A 16,009-nucleotide genomic window follows, 5' to 3' on the forward strand; every position below is an offset into this window, starting at 1 on the left:
GCTCCCGGGAGAGGTCAGAACGTCAGGTGGGGGTTGTGGTGGTCCAGCCACAGGGCGAGGTCGACCACCCGCTCCAGGCGCAGGCGGTGGCCCCAGGTGAGCCGGTCGGGCGGGGTGTCCAGGGTGGCCTTGATCACGGCCTCGTCGGCGATCTCGCGGACCTGGCCGTGGTGCGCGTCCAGGGCCTCGCGGGCCATCGCCTGCAGGCCGCTGTTGTAGTCGGGGTGGTGGGTGGCCGGGTAGTGGTTCTTCGGCCGCCGCAGGACTGAGTCGGGGGCGAGACCGGTGGCCGCGGCGCGCAGCAGGCTCTTCTCCCGGCCGTCGAAACTCTTCAGCGCGAAGGGGGTGTTGAAGGCGTACTCGACCAGCCGGTGGTCGCAGTACGGCACGCGCACCTCCAGGCCCTGGGCCATGCTCAGCCGGTCCTTGCGGTGCAGGAGCTGGCGCAGCCAGCGGGTCAGCGAGAGGTGCTGGAGCTCGCGCTGGCGGTGCTCGGCCGGGGTCTCGCCCGGCAGGTGGGGAACGGCGGCCAGGGCGTCCCGGTAGGTGTCCTGACGGAACTCGGCGATCCGCAGGGTCGCGGCCAGCTCGGGGTTGAGCGGCATCGCGGCCTCGTCGCCGGTGACCAGCAGCCACGGGAAGGTCGGGGCCTGGACGGCCGCAGGGGTGTGGAACCAGGGGTAGCCGGCGAAGATCTCGTCGGCGGCCTCGCCGGAGAGCGCGACCGTGGAGTGCTCGCGGATCCGGCCGAAGAGCAGGTAGAGCGAGGTGTCCATGTCGCCGACGCCGATCGGCGAGTCCCGGCACTCGACCACGGCGCGGCGGTGCTCGGGGTCGAGCAGGCTGCGCGGGTCGAGGACCACGGTGGAGTGCTCGGTGCCGATGTACGCGCCGGCCTCGGCGGCGAACGGGGTGTCGTGGCCGGTGCGCAGCACGTCGCCGGTGAACTGCTCGGCCTGGTCGCTGTAGTCGACGGCGTACGAGCGCAGCCGGGCGCCGGGGCCTTCGGCGAGCCGCAGTTCGTCGGCGACCAGGGCGGTGATCACGGTGGAGTCGATGCCGCCGGACAGCAGGCTGCAGAGCGGGACGTCGGCCTCCAGCTGGGCCCGGGCGGTGCGGTTGACCAGGGAGCCGATCCGCTCGACGGTGGTCTCGCGGTCGTCCTCGTGCGGTCGCGCCGTCAGCTGCCAGTACAGCTGCTCGCGCAGGCCGGAGCGGTCCAGGGTGAGCAGGCCGCCGGGCGGGATCTCGCGGACGCCGGCCCAGAGCGTGGGGCCGGTGTTGAACAGCAGGCTGTAGGTCTCGCGCAGGCCGTCCGCGTCCACCCGGGGGGTGACCTCGGGATGGGCGAACAGCGCCTTCGGCTCGGAGCCGAAGACCAGGCCGCCGTCCACCTCCGCCCAGTACAGCGGCTTGACGCCGAGCCGGTCGCGGACCAGCAGCAGGCGCTCGCGGTGGGCGTCCCAGATCGCGAAGGCGTACATGCCCTCCAGCCGGTCGACCACCGCGTCGCCCCACTGCTGGTAGCCGCGCAGCACCGTCTCGGTGTCGCTGCGGGTGCGGAACTCGTGTCCCAGCCGCTGGAGTTCGGCGCGCAGCCGGTGGTGGTTGTAGACCTCGCCGCTGTAGCTGAGGACGGCGGCGGGCTGCTCCGGCCGGTCGGCCATCGGCTGGACCCCGCCGACCAGGTCGATCACGGAGAGCCGGCGGTGGCCGAGCGCCGCGTGCGGGCCGAGCCAGCAGCCGCCGGCGTCCGGGCCGCGGCGGGCCAGGGTGGCGGTCATCGCCTCGATGACCGCCGACTGTGGGGTGAGGTCCTGGTGGAAGGAGACCCAGCCGGTGATTCCGCACATGCGGATGTTCCCTTCTGCGGGGAAGAGGTGGACGAGGGGCGGGTGGGGTGAAGGGGGCGCCCGCGGCCGACCGGGGTCAGCTGCCGGAGCGTCTGCGCGGCAGGCCGGACCGCGACGAGCGGACGCCGGCGGCCAGCAGGGGTACCGCGAGACAGGCCGCCGCGGCGGCGACGGCCAGGCCGGTCCGGACGCCGGTGCCGCCGCGGCCGGCCAGGCCCCAGGCCGCGGTGGCGAGCGCGGGGCCGAGCGCGAAGCCCAGGGAGCGGGCGAGCTGGACGGTGGAGCCGGCGGTGGCCATCCGGTCCGGTGGGGCGGCGGTCATCACCAGGGCCTGGCTCGGCCCGCCGTACAGGCCCATGCCGAGTCCGGCCAGCGCGAGCCGCCAGGCGATCGAGCCGGTGGACCAGTGGTCGCCGATCGGGATCAGCAGCAGCAGTCCGAGCGCGGTGACGGCGGCGCCGGCCGCCGCGGTGGGGCGGGTGCCGAAGCGGTCCGCGAGCCGGCCGCCGAGCGGTCCGGCCAGGCCCATCGCGGCCGGGAAGGCGAGCACGGTGAGGCCGGTGGCGGTGGCGCTGACCCCTTCGTCGCGCTGCAGGTGCAGCGAGATCAGGTAGTGCATCGCGGCGAAGCCGGACGCGACGGCGAGGACGGCCGCGTTGACCGGCGCGGTGCCGGAGTCCCGCAGGACGGCGACCACCGTGCGCCCGCCGGGGCCGCGCAGCCAGAGCGCCGCGAACGGACCGGCCGCGAGGGCGAGCAGCAGCCACGGCGGGGCGTCGGGCGCGAGGGTGAACGCGAGCAGGACGGCGCCCACGGCCGCGCCGATCAGCGCGGCGTCGGCCAGCGAGCGGCGGTCCGGGCGGCGCGGTCTGCCGCCGCGGACGAGGTGCCGGTGGGCGAGGACCAACGCGGCCAGGCAGAGCGGGAGTTTGACCAGGAACACGGCCCGCCAGCCCAGGTGGTCGAGCAGCAGGCCGCCGACCGCCGGCCCGGTGACGGCCCCGAGCGGGCCCAGGGTGGCCGGGACGCTCATCGCCCGGGCCCGCAGCTCGGGCCGCACCGCCGTGGCGGCGAGCACCGGCATCAGCACGAACAGGACGGCGGCGAAGCAGCCCTGGGCGATCCGTGCCGCGATCAGCCAGCCGGCGCCGGGCGCGGCGGCGGCCGCCGCCGAGCAGAGCGCGAACCCGGTCAGCGCGCCCAGCAGGGCCGGTCGCAGGGCGGCGCCGTCCAGCCAGCGTCCGACCGGCAACAGCAGGGCCACGACCGGTAGTTGATAGCCGAGTCCGGCCCACTGGGCGGTCTCCGGCTGGACCCCGAGGCCTTCGGCGATCTTCGGGACGGCCACGGTGACGATGTTCAGGTCGAGCATCGCGACGAACGCGAGCAGGCCGGCCAGACCCACCAGCGGCCAGCGGTCGAGCTCGGTGCCCGCGGGTGCGGGCGCGGTCCGCTCGGTCGTCATGACACCCCGCCGCGTGTCGGCATGGACCGTCCTCCCCCTCGTGACGGATGCCGCGGATCCACGGCATCCGTCACACCAGTCGTCCGCCGGGCCGGGAGAGTTCCGAACAGATGGCGGATTTCTTCCGGAACCCCTCCCGCCGCTACGACCGGGCCGGGCGCGCCCGGCGCGGGGCCCTTCCGGCGGCTCCGCTCAGCCGCCCGGGGCCCGTTCGCTCAGCCGCCCGCGAGTCCGACCGCTCGGCTGCCCGCGGGCTCGTCCGCGCGACCGCCGGCGAGCAGGCCGGAGAGCTCCTGCGGGGTCACGGCGACCGCCGTCACCCGCAGCTCCCCGCTGCGCCGGAACCGCAGCCGGAACTCCACCCGCTGTCCCCGGACGAGCGGTCCGGGCCGGGACAGCACCAGGTCCGCGCTCATCAGGTCCATCGTCAGCACGCCGCGCGCCGGCACCGGCAGCGCGTCCGTCTCGGCCGGACGGGCGCCACCGCCCCGGTGCTCGTGCCGGCTCAGGGCCACCCGCCCGGAGAGCGCCGTACTCGCCCCGATCAGCCGGTCGGGCACGTCCCCGGGATTGCGGACCGTGAAGAACGCCGAGGTGGAGACCGGGCTCGCGCCCGGACCGATCAGCACCCAGCCCTGGTCCACCTCGACCGGACGCGACCGGCCCGCCCCGCCGAGTCCGACCCACCCGGCCAGCACCAGCAGGGTGACGGCGCCCGCGCCGACCGGCGCCGCCGCCGCCAGCCCGTCCCGGCGTATCCTCATCCGCCCGCCCCCGGCCGCGCCGACCGGGCCGGCCCCGGGCGCCAGGTCCGCAGCCGCAGGCTGTTGCCGACCACCAGGACGGAGCTGACCGACATCGCCAGCCCCGCCAGCATCGGGTTGAGCAGGCCGACGGCGGCCAGCGGGATGAGCACCAGGTTGTAGCCGAACGCCCACCCGAGGTTGGCCCGGACGGTGGCGAGGGTGCGCCGGGCCAGCAGCACCGCGTCCACCACGGTCTCGATCTCGCCGCGGACGAGAGTGAGCCCGGCCGCGCCGATCGCCGCGTCCGTACCCGAACCGAGTGCCACCCCGAGGTCGGCGGCGGCCAGCGCCACCGCGTCGTTCACCCCGTCGCCGACCACGGCGACGCTTCGCCCGGCCGCCCGCAGTTCGGCGACCAGCTCGGCCTTGCGCTCCGGCGAGGCACCCGAGTGCACCTCGGCGATGCCCAGGTGCTCGGCCACCGCGCGGGCCGCGCCCGGTCCGTCACCGGTCGCCAGGACCGGGGTCAGGCCGATCCCGCGCAGCCGGTGGACCGTGCGGTAGCTGCCGGCACGCAGGCTGTCGCCGACCACCAGCAGGGCGGCCGCCGTGCCGTCCAGCTCCACCACGACGGCCGTCCGGCCGTCGGTCTCGGCCTTCACCAGCGCGGCGGCCAGCGGGCCCGGCAGCGGCCCGGCCGCCGTCGGCCGCACCACCCGGACGGTGACGCCCTCCACTTCGCCGCTCACGCCGGTGCCCGGCTCGGCCGCGAATCCGTGCACGGCCGGCAGGTCGTCGCCGCAGCGGCGGCGGGCCGCCGCCGTCACGGCCCGGCCGACCGGGTGCTCGGAGTGGTCCTCCAGCGCGCCGGCCCGCCGGAACACCGCGTCCAGGTCGGCGCCCGGCGCGGCGACCGCCTCCAGCAGTTCCATCCGGCCGTTGGTCAGGGTGCCGGTCTTGTCGAGCACCACCGTGTCGATCCGCCGCAGACTCTCCAGCACCTCCGGTCCGCGCACCAGCACGCCGAGCTCCGCGCCGCGCCCGGTCGCCGCCAGCAGCGCGGTGGGCGTGGCCAGGCCGAGGGCGCACGGGCAGGCCACCACCAGCACCGCGACGGCCGCGGTGACCGCCGCCGCCGGCTCGGCCCCGGCGCCGAGCCAGAATCCCAGCACGCAGACCGCGATCGCCAGCGCGCACGGCACGAACACCCCGGCCACCGTGTCCGCGAGCCGCTGCGACCTGGCCTTGCCGGTCTGGGCGTCCACCACCAGGGCGGTGATCCGGGCCAGTTGGGTGTCCCGGCCGACCTCGGTGGCCCGGACCAGCAGCCGGCCGCCGACGTTCAGCGTCGCACCGGTCACCCGGTCCCCCGGACCGACCTCCACCGGCATGCTCTCGCCGGTCAGCAGGGACAGGTCGAGCGCGGAGCCGCCCTCCACCACCACGCCGTCGGTCGCCACCTTCTCGCCCGGCCGGACCACGAACAGCTGCCCCGGCAGCAGCCGGTCGATCGGGATGCGGCGCTCGGCGCCGTCGTCCAGTACGCAGACGTCCTTGGCACCGAGCTCGGCCAGCGCCCGCAGCGCCGACCCGGTCCGGTCCCGGACCCTGCCCTCCAGCCACCGCCCGCACAGCACGAACAGCGGCACCCCGACCGCCGCCTCCAGGTAGACGTGTGCCCCCTCCCCGGCCTGCGCGGTCAGCGAGAACGGCATCTCCATGCCCAACTCGCCCGCACCGCCGAACAGCAGCGCGTACGCCGACCAGCCGGCCGAGGCGAGGATGCCGAGGCTGACCAGGCTGTCCATGGTCCCGGTGGCGTGCCGCAGCCCGCGCCAGGCCCGGCGGTGGAACTCCGCCGAGCCCCAGGTCACCACCGGTACGGCGAGCGCGACGCTGACCCACTGCCAGCCCCGGAACTGCAGCCCCGGCACCATCGCCAGCACGATCACCGGCACGGCCAGCGCCGCGACCACCGCCAACTGCCAGGCGGGCAGGAGGTCTTCGTGCAGGGCCGGGCCCGCTTCCGCGTCGTCCGGCAGTTCGGCCGTGTAGCCCGCCGCCTCGACCGCCGCGACCAGCTCCGCCGCGTCCAGCGAGCCGGGGTGAACGACCCGGGCCCGCCCGGTCGCCAGGTTGACCCCGGCGCTCACCCCTTCCAGCCGTGCCAGCTTCTTCTCCACCCGGGCCACGCAGGCGCCGCAGGTCATCCCGCCGATCGCCAGGTCGGTGGTCACCAGCTCGGCCTGCGGCTCCGCGGCCTGCCGGGCGGGCGTGCCGGCCGCCCGGGCGCTCACCGGGCCACCGCCTGGGCCGGGGCCGACGGCGCGGGGGCGCCCATCGTCATGCCGGACATCCCGTCACCGTCCATGTCACCGCCACCGTCCATGTCACCGGGCCGGTCACCCGGGTGGTCCCGGTCCGGGCCGGCCGGGGCCAGGCCCGGGGCGACCGGCCCCGCGACCCGGCCCAGGCCGTACGAGGCCCCGAACAGCAGGGCCAGCATCAGCGCGAAACACGCCAGCAGGCGGGCCGGACGGGCCTGCGCGGGTGGACTGGTCGTCGTCGTACTGGTCGTCGTCGTACTGCTCATCTGACTCTCCAGAAGGAGTCGGCCGCGCCGTACGGGCGCACGCCGGAGAAGGACGTGCCGCGGCGGGCGTGACCCGGCGGCCCGCGATCGGCAGTCGGCGATCAGCGGCCGGCGGGGAACGCCGAACGGCACGGTGAAGGGGGAAGGGCAGCCCGCCGGGCGCCCGGGTCACCCGCGGGCGGTCGGCGGCTGCGCGCGGCGCCTCCCCGGCGGTCAGACCACCGGGGCGAACGGGGCCGGCGGCGCCCGGCCGTCCAGCGAGTGCCGCAGCAGGGGCGGCCGGTACGGACCGGCCCCCCGGTCGGCCGGCCGGGGCCCGGGCGGCAGCGCCGGGCAACCGGTCGCGACGGACAGCAGCAGCGCCCAGCGCACGAACCGGACGGCCGGGCCGAGTGCGGGCAGCAGCCGGAACACCACGGCCTCGCCCTGCCGCAGCCACCAGGCGCAGGCCAGCGCGGCCAGCAGGTGGGCCGCCGTCATCCGCCAGTCCGGATGCCCGTGCGGAGCGGCCTGCGGCGCCGGCCCGGGGTCGAGACCGGCCGCCCGCAGCAGCTCCGCGGCCCGGTCCTCCGGGATCGGCCGGTGCAGACCGGCCGGGCACAACAGGCGGTCCAGCACCAGCCGGGCGGGATCGACGGCACCCGGGCCGCCGGGCGGCACCGTCCAGGCGGCGAACCACAGGTGCAGCCCCAGCTGAGAGGCCAGCACACCGGCCGTCACGGCCAGCGGCCCGCGTTCCCGCCCGGCCAGCGCCAGAGCCGCCCCGAGGGTCAGCACACCACCCGTCAGGACGGCGGGCAGGGCGGCCGGTCCACCACCGGCGAGGGCATGCCCGAGAGCCCCGAGAGTCGTGCAGACCCCGGAGAAGAGGAGGGCGCGCACGGTGCGCAACCGCGTCGACGGGAACATGGCACCTTCATCATGGCACGGCCCCACGGCCCGGCCCGGCAGCGGCCTGACGCACCGTGAGGTCCGTACCGGCCTCGACCCCGGACCGCCCGACGTCGGGACCGCTTGACACCCCGGGGCGCGCTGGGTTCACTGCCGGATGTCGCCCGGGGCCCCGCCGTGGCGGCGAGCCACCGCGGACGACCCGGCCGCCGCCCCCGCGGCCGCCCGTCCCCCGGCGAAAGGCACGCCCGCGTGACCCCTCCGACCCGCCGTCCGCACCGCCGCCCGCGCTCCCGGGGACGCGCCCCGCTGGCCGTCGGCTCGGTCGCCCTGTGCGCGGTGGCCGGCCTCGCGGTGGTGCTGGCGCAGCCACAGGGCCACCGCGGCACGCTCACCCCGGCCGCCGCCTCGGCGCCACCACCGGCCCAGACCGCCCCGACCGCCCCGACCGCCGCGGCGTCGGACACCGCGGCACCCGGCACCACCGCACCCGCCGATCCCTCGACCGCCCCGGCCTCGACATCACCCGCCGCCGACGGCGCCGCCGACCTCGGCGGCTGCCCGGTCGCCCCCGCCGACAGCATCTGGCGCACCCCGGTCGACAAGCTGCCCGCCGCACCGGACTCCGCCGCCCTCGTCGCGGGCATCGGCACGGCCAAGCACCTCAAGGCCGACTTCGGTGCCGGCACCTGGGAGGGCGCGCCGTTCGGCATCCCGGTCACGGCCGTCCCGGCCGGGACGCCCACCGCGAAGGTCGCCTTCGACTACGCCGACGAGAGCGACCGGGGCCCTTACCCGATACCCTCCGGAGCGCTGGTCGAAGGCGGCCCGAACGCCGACGGCGACCGCCACGTGATCGCCCTCGACCGGGCCGCCTGCCGGGTCTACGAGCTCTACGGCGCCCACCCCCAGGGCGACGGCTCCTGGCGGGCCGGCTCCGGCGCCGTCTTCGACCTCCGGTCGAACGCGCTGCGCCCGGCCGGCTGGACCTCCGCGGACGCCGCCGGCCTGCCGATCCTGCCGGGCCTGGCCCGCTACGACGAGGCGAGCACCGGCACCATCGGCCACGCGCTGCGGATCACCGTCCCGCACAGCCGGAAGGCCGCCCGCTGGCCCGCCCGGCACCAGGCCGGCAGCAGCACCGATCCGGGGCTGCCGCCGATGGGCCTGCGGCTGCGGCTGAAGGCCGGCGTCGACATCTCGGGGCTGCCGCCACAGGCCCGGGCGGTCGCCCAGGCACTGAAGACCTATGGCGCGATCGTCGCCGACAACGGCTCGGCCTGGTACGTCAGCGGCACCCAGGACGACCGCTGGGACAACACCGCCCTGGCCCGCCTCGGGGCCCTCACCGGCGCCGACTTCGAAGCCGTGGACGTCTCCGCCCTGCAGCTCTCCGCCGACTCGGGCGCGGCCCGCCGGCCGTGAGCCCGGGTCCGCGCCGCGGGGCGGTGGGCGGACCGACCGGTCCGACGTCTGCCGCCCCGTACTCGCCCCACGTGCCACCATGGCACCCGTGCCCGATGCCGAAGCCTTCCCCGCGTCCGAGGTGCTCCGCCTGGTCGGAGCCGTCGGTCCGTACTTCCGGGTGGACGCCTGCGACCCGGCCGACGGCCCGCCGGAGGGCTTCCGCCCGCTGCGCGAGCTGTTCGCTCCCGGGCCGGACACCGCCCTCGCCCGGCGGATCCGGCACGCCGCCGGCCAACTGCGCACCGAGGAGGTCCGGGTGGCGGCGTCGGTGGTCCATCTCGGGCTCGCGGCCCGGCTCTGGTCGGTGGCGCTGGGGGTGGCGTCCTTCGGCGGCAGCGCGGACCTGCACCCGGACCGGGCGCACGTGCGGCTCCCGCCCGGCGGCCCGCTCGATCTCTGGCTGCCGCTGCCCGGCGTCGAAGCCGTCACCGGGGATCCGGTGGACGCCCTGCACCGGGGCGCGGTCGAAGGCGTCCTCGTACCGCTCGGCGAGGCCGTCCGCTCGATCGCGCCGGTCGCCGACCGGCTGCTCTGGGGCAATGCGGCCTCCGCGCTGGTCGGCGCCCTGCGCGTACTGACGCCGCATCAGGGCACCGACACCGCGAGGTGGTTGGTGGCCGGGCTGCTGGCCCGGGCCCCGCTGACCGGTGCCGGTGCGGTCGCCCCCGGCGGGCCGCCGCCGTTCCGCCGCACCACCTGCTGCCTGTACTACCGCGTACCGGGCGGCGGCCTGTGCGGTGACTGCGTCCTCGACACCGCACCCGCCCCGCGCCGCCGGCCCCCCTCCGGCCGGTAGGCCGGCGACGCGGGGCAGCCGCCGTTCACGGCCCGCTCGGCCGCCGCCCGAACAGCAGCGCCGAACGGCCTTGAACAGCCGTCACAGCTCCCGATCGGGTGAACCGTCACGAAAGTTCGTCTTCGCACCACCTGCCGGACTCGCCGACTGGATACATTTCGGGCTGCCCGAACGGAAGCGAAAGAGGTGCGGCATGACCGATGTCCTTGAGTACCGGAGCAACGCCATCGTCGAGCTGATGGCGGTCCTCCCCGCGGACCGCGATGCGCAGTGGCTGAAGAACTCCCTACAGCAGGCGATCATGGTGGAGATCGCGACGATCGGCCCGTACGCGAGTGCTCTGTGGTCGATCAAGAGCGCAAGCGAGGCGGTCGCCAAGGACATCCGGGAAATCATTTTCGACGAGATGACCCACATGGGATTGGTGTGCAACATGCTCACCACCATCGGAGGGACTCCGGTCCTCGCGGATCCGAAGGTGGTGCCCAAGTACGAGCACGCGCTTCCGGGCGGCGTGCGGCCGGACCTGACCGTCTTCCTCGAAGGTCTGACCAAGGACTCGGTCGAGATGTTCTCCGAGATCGAGCGCCCGGAGAACCCGGTCGCCCAGTTCGAGACCTTCGCCACGATCGGCGCGTTCTACACCGCGATCGAGGAGGCGTTCGAGACGCATCAGCACCTGATCAGCGGCGCCCGGCAGGTCGACTTCTCCCTTGAGAGCCACGGCCAGGGCAACAAGATCGTTCCGCTGGACACCATCGAGAAGGTCCGGGCCGCCATCGAGATCATCAAGGAGCAGGGCGAGGGCACCTCCGCGTCACCCGAGAACCCGTTCCCCGGCAAGCCCGGGGAGCTGGCGCACTACTACGTGTTCCGGGAGATGTTCCACGGGAAGCGGCTGATCAAGGTGTCGGAGTCGCCGGCCGTCTGGGACTTCAAGGGCGAGGACGTCCCGCTGCCCCCGGCCTTCCCCATGGGGAGGGTCCCCGAGGGCGGTTGGGCCAACGACGCGTCGAACGCGCCCGCGCCCGCGGTCCAGCAGGTCCTCGGCGCGTTCAACACGCAGTTCAGCGCGATGCTGCGAGCGCTGGAGGCCGCGTGGCAGACGGACGACCGGACACCGCTCGTCACGGCGATCGGCCACATGAGCGGGATGCGCACCGAGGCCCGGAAGCTGGTGCAGCTGGAGCTGCCCGACGGCAGCGGGAGGACCTACGGGCCGGAGTTCCTGTACATCGAGGAGTGAGCAGTGGGTGCCTCGCCGTTCAGACTCCCGGCCACCGCGGCGGCCCCACCCGGGCCGGTCACCCCAGCATGGGCTCCAACGCCCGTGCCGGACGGCCGGTCCAGTCCGCCGCCGAGCCGCGCACCCGCGGGTACTGCGCGCGGAAGCCCTCCCACTCCACGTCCCACCGCCGTACCGCCGACGGCTCCCATCCGCCCGCCTCGGCGCCCGGGGCGCTCCGCAGCACCGACCTGAGCAGCCGCTCCGGCAGCCAGGTCCGCGGGGACTCGGCGAGCAGCACCGCGTCGTACAGGTCCTTGCCCCGGGAGCGGCCGCCCGCGGCCCGGTCACCGTGCAGCCAGAGCCGCTTCCAGGCGAGCGAGAGCTCCCGGCTCGCCGTGCGGACGACGGTGGGCCGGCGGCCGTCCGCCCTGGGTATCGCGGTCAGGACGGGCGCCGGGATCAGCCACCGCCGCACCTCCTCCCGTCCGATCGCTGGAGGCGACCCTGGCAACGGCCGCCGACACCGCCCCGCCCGGGCCGCGACCCGGCGGCGAGCAGCGCCGCGAGCAGCCCCAGCCCGACCGCGGTGAGGACGAACGCCGGGCCCGCGAGCGGCAGCAGGCTGAGCAGGACGGTGCCGACGGCCGCGCCCAGGTGGTCGAAGGTGCTGTTCCAGGACAGCAGGGCGGCCCGCCGGCCCGGGTCGAGGCCGCCGAGGCCGGTCTGCTGGGTGGTGTAGAAGGCGCCGCCGGCCGCGGACCAGACGAACAGCGCCGCCAGTGCGGGGCCGGGCCGCCCGGCGGTCAGCCCGACGGCGGCCGCCGCCGCGAAGAGCAGCGCCCAGCCGGCCGCCGCCAGCCCCTCCGGACGGCCCCGGGCCCGGGCCAGGTCGACCACCTGACCGCCGGCCAGGGAGCCGGTCAGCGCACCGGCTCCCGCCAGCAGACCGAGCAGGCCCAACTGCCCTGTGTCGAAGCCGAATCGGCGGGCGAACAGGACACCGACGAAGGTGTACGCCCCCAACCGCCCCGCCTGCAACGCCCCCGTCGCCAGCAGCGAGCGCCGCACCCGGCGCTCCCGCCAGACCGCGAACCCCGCCAGGAGCGGGCCGCGCGGGCCGGGCCGGCCACCGGGCAGCCGCACCAGCACGACCACGGCAAGCGGTCCCAGGCCGGCCGCGATCGCCAGGAACGCCCATCGCCAGCCCGCGAGTTGGGCCAGCAGCGCACCCATCGGCACGCCCAGCACCTGCCCCAGCGCATACCCGGCCACCCCGGTGGCGAGGGTCCGGCCCCGCCGGTGGGCGGGAGAGGTCTCGGCCAGGTACGCCCACAGGGCGGGCGCCGCCGCCGCACCGCCCAGCCCGGTGACCGCGCGGCCGGCGGTCAGGGCGCCCAGGCTGCCGGCCGCCGCACAGAGCACGTTCCCGGTCAGGAAGACCAGGCCGCCGACCCCGATCGACCACCGGCGCGGCACCCGGTCGGCGAGGGCGCCGAGGAAGGGCGCCGCCAGCGCGTAGGTGAGCACGTAGGCGGTGACCACCTGGGCGGCGGCGCCGGTGCCGGTGCGCAGGTCGGCCGCGATCCGCGGCAGCAGCGGCGCGACCAGGAAGGTCTCGGCGCCCATCAGGAAGAGGAAGAGGAACAGCAGGGGGTGGTGGGCGCGGCCGGCCCCGCCCGTCGGGCCGACGGCCGGACGGGCGGAGACGGCCGGGCCGAGGTCGCTCACCGCCGGGGCCTCAGGCCGCCAGGCACGGGAAGTCGTCGGCGGCCCTGGGCAGTTGCAGTTCGTCCCACAGCCGGTCCAGCGCCCGGGCGAGCGCGTACACCTGGTCCGGGCGGTGCACCGGCGAGGGGTTGATCCGCAGCCGTTCGGTCCCGGCCGCCACGCTCGGGAAGTTGATCGGCTGGGCGTACATCGCGTGCCGTTCCAGCAGCAGGCCGGCCAGCCGCCGGCAGCGGTGGGCGTCCCCCACCAGCACCGGCACGATGTGGCTCTGGTCGCTCACCAGCGGGATGCCCGCATCCCGCAGCAGTTCCTTGAGCAGGCCGGACCGCCGGCGCAGCAGTCTGCGTTCCTCCTCGCTGGTGCGCAGGTGGCGGACGCTGGCCAGGGCCGCCGCGGCGAGCGCCGGCGGCATGGAGAGCGTGAAGATGAAGGCGGGCGCGAAGCTGCGCACGGCGTCCACCAGCGGCGCGGGCCCGGCGAGGTAGCCGCCGGCCGTCCCGTACCCCTTGGCGAAGGTGCCCATCAGCAGGTCGACCTCACGGCCGATGCCGAGCTGCGCCGCCATGCCCGCGCCCTGCGGCCCGTACATGCCGACGGTGTGCGCCTCGTCGACGTACACCAGTGCGCCGTGCCGCCGGGCGACGGCGCAGAGTTCGGCCATCGGAGCGACGTCGCCGTCCATCGAGTACACCGACTCGAAGGCGACCACCTTCGGCCGGTCCGGGTCGACGTCGCGCAGCAGCCGGTCCAGGTCGGCGGGGTCGTTGTGCGCGAAGATTCGGCGTTCGGCGCCGCTGGCGCGCATGGCGAGGATCATCGAGGCGTGGTTGAGCCGGTCGGACAGGAACACCGGGTCGGGCAGGTGGCGCCCCAGGACGTACAGTGCCGCGTCGTTGGCCGCGTAGCCGGTGATGAAGGTGAGGGCGCTCTCGGTGCCGTGCAGGTCGGCGACCTCGCGTTCCAGCGCCACGTGGTGCGGGGTGGTCCCCGAGATGTTGCGCGAACCACCCGCCGCGGCACCGGACTTCAGCATGGTGGCCTGCATCGCCCGGAGCACCGCGGGGTGCTGGCCCATGCCCAGGTGGTCGTTGCTGCACCAGACGGTGACCTCCCGCGGGCCGTCCGGTCCGTGGTGCAGGGCCTGCGGGAAGCTCCCGGCCAGGCGCTCGATCTCGACGAAGGTCCGGTACTGGCCGGACTCCTTGATGGCCTCGATCCGGTCGGCGAAGAATCCGGGGTAGTCGAACAACGGAATGCCTCCTGTCCGCTCGGCGCGAACCCCGCGGTGGGGCCGCGTCCGCGCCCGTCCTGCGGGCACGTCGCCGAACCTAGGCGGCCCGCTGTCCCGACCACCCGGGCCGCCGGTCCCGGTCGCGTCCCGGCGGTGTCCCGCGGGCCTCCCGGACGGTGCCGGCGCCGTGCGTTCACGACCGGAGCGGGCGCCACGCACCCTGGCGCCGGGGGGCCACCGGCCGCGTCCACACCTGTCCGCGGCAGCCCCTACGATGACCGGCATGACTACAGGGGAGGCTGGATCCCAGCTCATCGACGGCCGTTTCGAGCTGCTGCAGCGACTCGGCGGCGGCGGCATGGGCCTGGTGTGGCGCGCCCGCGACACGCTGCTCCAGCGCGAGGTCGCCCTCAAGGAGGTCCGGCCGCCGGATCCGGCGATGCTCGCGGCCGACCCGGCGGCCGCGCACGAGCTGCGCGAGCGGGTGCTGCGCGAGGCGCAGGCCCTGGCGCGGCTCCAGCACCCCAACGTGGTGATCATCTACCACATCGTCGACAACGCCGAACTGCCGCACCCCTGGCTGGTGATGGAGCTGGTGACCGGCGGCTCGCTGCACGACCGGATCAGCCAGGGCCCGCTGTCGGCCCCGGAGGCCGCCCGGATCGGCCGCGGCGTGCTCTCCGCGCTGCGCGCCGCGCACGCCGCGGGCATCCAGCACCGCGACGTGAAGCCCGCCAACGTCCTGCTGCGTACCGACGGCACCCCCGTCCTCACCGACTTCGGCATCGCCGCGCTCAGCGAGTCGACCAGCCTCACCGCGACCGGCTCGCTGATCGGCTCGCCGGAGTTCATCGCCCCCGAGCGGATCCGCGGCGAGGAGGGCAATCCGTCCTCGGACCTGTGGTCGCTGGGCATGATGCTGTACGTCGCCGTGGAGGGCCACCACCCGCTGCGGCGCGCGACCAGCCTGGCGACGCTCGCCGCCGTCCTGGACGAGCCGCTGCCGCCGCCGGTCCGCTCCGGTCCGCTCGGCCCGACGCTGAGCGCGCTGCTGGCCCGCGACCCGGCCGTCCGCCCCAACGCCGACCAGCTGGACCGGCTGTTCGCCGCCGCCGAGCAGGGCCTGGACGGCACCCAGGGCGGCGGCGTGCCGTCCGCGTTCTCGCCGACCCAGCTCAGCACCCCGGCGCCGTACGCGCAGACCCAGCTCAACACCCCGTTCCCGGGCACCCCGTACCCGACCGGCCCCACCGGCCCGATGCACTCGTACGGCACCGGCGGCCATCCGCAGCAGGCCTGGCCGGCCCCGGCCCAGTCCCCGCAGCGCCGGTCGCACACCGGCGTCGTGACGGCCGTCGCGGTGGCCGGGGTGCTGCTGGTCGGACTGCTGGGCTGGAAGGTGAGCCACGGCCTGCTGAAGTCCGGCGGGGCCGCCACCGCCGGGTCCAGCCTCAAGCCGTCCAACTCGGCGAGCACGGGTGGCCGGACCACGGGCGGCGGCAACGGATCCCCGAAGGCCGCCGCACCGGCCGCATCCACGCCCGCGGCCGCGGCCGGCAAGGACCTGCTCACGCCCGACGGGGCCCGCAGCCTGGTCGAGGCCATCCGCTCGTCCACCGGCAGCACCTCGATCGTGGATATGACGGTCTATCCCGAGTACGCGAGTGCCGACGTGGTGACCAAGGACAACCCCAAGCACTACGACGACGTCAGCTACCGCGGCGGCAAGGTCACCAAGGAGCCGGGCGGGACCATCGCCAGCAGCAAGAAGTCGGTCGACCTCACCGCGATCGACTGGAACCAGATCCCGACGGTGATGGCGAAGGCCCAGGCCGAACTGGGCGTGGCCAACCCCAGCACGCGCTACCTGATCGTGGACTACGGCTGGTTCGCCGACGAGATCACCATCCGGTACTACGTCGCCGGCGACTACGACAGCGGCGGCTATCTCACCGCGGGCGCCACCGGCAAGGTGCTCAAGGTGGTCAAGACCGGCTGACCGCCGGCTCCG

Annotated in this window: 13 protein-coding genes; 4 read left to right on the top strand and 9 right to left on the bottom strand. The window is 75.8% G+C overall.

What is annotated here, in order from left to right; genetic code table 11:
- Positions 1–14: 14 nt before the first annotated feature.
- The 6 genes from asnB to OG871_RS07835 form a co-directional block, all read right to left on the bottom strand.
- Positions 15–1,853 carry an asparagine synthase (glutamine-hydrolyzing) gene (gene asnB / locus OG871_RS07810; RefSeq protein ID WP_371495339.1) on the bottom strand — a complete coding sequence of 613 codons (1,839 nt, stop codon included), beginning with the start codon at positions 1,851–1,853 and terminating at the stop codon, positions 15–17.
- 76 nt (positions 1,854–1,929) lie between these two features.
- Positions 1,930–3,318: an MFS transporter gene (locus OG871_RS07815; RefSeq protein ID WP_371495341.1), complete on the bottom strand. Its 1,389-nt coding sequence runs from the start codon at positions 3,316–3,318 to the stop codon at positions 1,930–1,932.
- Positions 3,319–3,533: 215 nt separating this feature from the next.
- Entirely contained in the window at positions 3,534–4,082 is a 549-nt protein-coding gene (locus OG871_RS07820) for a copper chaperone PCu(A)C (RefSeq protein WP_371495343.1), read from the bottom strand.
- On the bottom strand, positions 4,079–6,361 hold the full coding sequence (locus OG871_RS07825; RefSeq protein ID WP_371495345.1) for a heavy metal translocating P-type ATPase: 2,283 nt from the start codon (positions 6,359–6,361) through the stop codon (positions 4,079–4,081). The genes OG871_RS07820 and OG871_RS07825 overlap by 4 nt, the downstream gene beginning before the upstream one ends.
- On the bottom strand, positions 6,358–6,657 hold the full coding sequence (locus OG871_RS07830) for a hypothetical protein (protein WP_371495347.1): 300 nt from the start codon (positions 6,655–6,657) through the stop codon (positions 6,358–6,360). Before OG871_RS07830 ends, OG871_RS07825 begins: the two co-directional genes overlap by 4 nt.
- 213 nt (positions 6,658–6,870) lie before the next feature.
- Complete coding sequence (locus OG871_RS07835) at positions 6,871–7,566, bottom strand: hypothetical protein (RefSeq protein WP_371495349.1); 696 nt, start codon at positions 7,564–7,566, stop codon at positions 6,871–6,873.
- Positions 7,567–7,800: 234 nt separating this feature from the next.
- Here OG871_RS07835 and OG871_RS07840 point away from each other — a divergent pair, with 234 nt between their 5' ends.
- From OG871_RS07840 to OG871_RS07850, 3 genes are all read left to right on the top strand, one after another.
- Positions 7,801–8,973: a hypothetical protein gene (locus tag OG871_RS07840; protein WP_371495351.1), complete on the top strand. Its 1,173-nt coding sequence runs from the start codon at positions 7,801–7,803 to the stop codon at positions 8,971–8,973.
- An 88-nt stretch (positions 8,974–9,061) separates the two neighbouring features.
- Positions 9,062–9,811 (top strand): (2Fe-2S)-binding protein, encoded by a 750-nt coding sequence (locus tag OG871_RS07845; RefSeq protein ID WP_371495353.1) that lies wholly within the window; start codon positions 9,062–9,064, stop codon positions 9,809–9,811.
- 193 nt (positions 9,812–10,004) lie between these two features.
- The gene (locus tag OG871_RS07850; protein ID WP_371495355.1) at positions 10,005–11,057 is read left to right on the top strand and encodes a ferritin-like protein; all 1,053 of its coding nucleotides are present in this window, start codon (positions 10,005–10,007) and stop codon (positions 11,055–11,057) included.
- 58 nt (positions 11,058–11,115) lie between these two features.
- Here the strand turns inward: OG871_RS07850 and OG871_RS07855 are convergent, their stop codons facing one another.
- From OG871_RS07855 to hemA, 3 genes are read right to left on the bottom strand one after another with little or no spacing between them, the layout of a single operon-like run.
- Positions 11,116–11,514, bottom strand: coding sequence for a hypothetical protein (locus OG871_RS07855; RefSeq protein WP_371495357.1), 399 nt, complete (start codon positions 11,512–11,514; stop codon positions 11,116–11,118).
- Positions 11,499–12,767 (bottom strand): MFS transporter, encoded by a 1,269-nt coding sequence (locus tag OG871_RS07860; protein WP_371495359.1) that lies wholly within the window; start codon positions 12,765–12,767, stop codon positions 11,499–11,501. The genes OG871_RS07855 and OG871_RS07860 overlap by 16 nt, the downstream gene beginning before the upstream one ends.
- A gap of 10 nt (positions 12,768–12,777) precedes the next feature.
- Positions 12,778–14,016: a 5-aminolevulinate synthase gene (gene hemA / locus OG871_RS07865; RefSeq protein ID WP_371495361.1), complete on the bottom strand. Its 1,239-nt coding sequence runs from the start codon at positions 14,014–14,016 to the stop codon at positions 12,778–12,780.
- 265 nt (positions 14,017–14,281) lie between these two features.
- Here hemA and OG871_RS07870 point away from each other — a divergent pair, with 265 nt between their 5' ends.
- Positions 14,282–15,997, top strand: coding sequence for a serine/threonine-protein kinase (locus OG871_RS07870; protein ID WP_371495363.1), 1,716 nt, complete (start codon positions 14,282–14,284; stop codon positions 15,995–15,997).
- Positions 15,998–16,009 lie beyond the last annotated feature (12 nt).

The sequence above is a fragment of the Kitasatospora sp. NBC_00374 genome (genome assembly GCF_041434935.1).
In the GTDB taxonomy this organism is placed as follows: Bacteria; Actinomycetota; Actinomycetes; order Streptomycetales; family Streptomycetaceae; genus Kitasatospora.

Coding starts and splice junctions, on each gene's coding strand:
- OG871_RS07850 (WP_371495355.1), top strand. CDS start 10,005: ATGACCGATGTCCTTGAGTACCGGAGCAACGCCATCGTCGAGCTGATG.
- OG871_RS07820 (WP_371495343.1), bottom strand. CDS start 4,082: ATGAGGATACGCCGGGACGGGCTGGCGGCGGCGGCGCCGGTCGGCGCG.
- OG871_RS07830 (WP_371495347.1), bottom strand. CDS start 6,657: ATGAGCAGTACGACGACGACCAGTACGACGACGACCAGTCCACCCGCG.
- OG871_RS07870 (WP_371495363.1), top strand. CDS start 14,282: ATGACTACAGGGGAGGCTGGATCCCAGCTCATCGACGGCCGTTTCGAG.
- asnB (WP_371495339.1), bottom strand. CDS start 1,853: ATGTGCGGAATCACCGGCTGGGTCTCCTTCCACCAGGACCTCACCCCA.
- OG871_RS07815 (WP_371495341.1), bottom strand. CDS start 3,318: ATGACGACCGAGCGGACCGCGCCCGCACCCGCGGGCACCGAGCTCGAC.
- OG871_RS07835 (WP_371495349.1), bottom strand. CDS start 7,566: ATGTTCCCGTCGACGCGGTTGCGCACCGTGCGCGCCCTCCTCTTCTCC.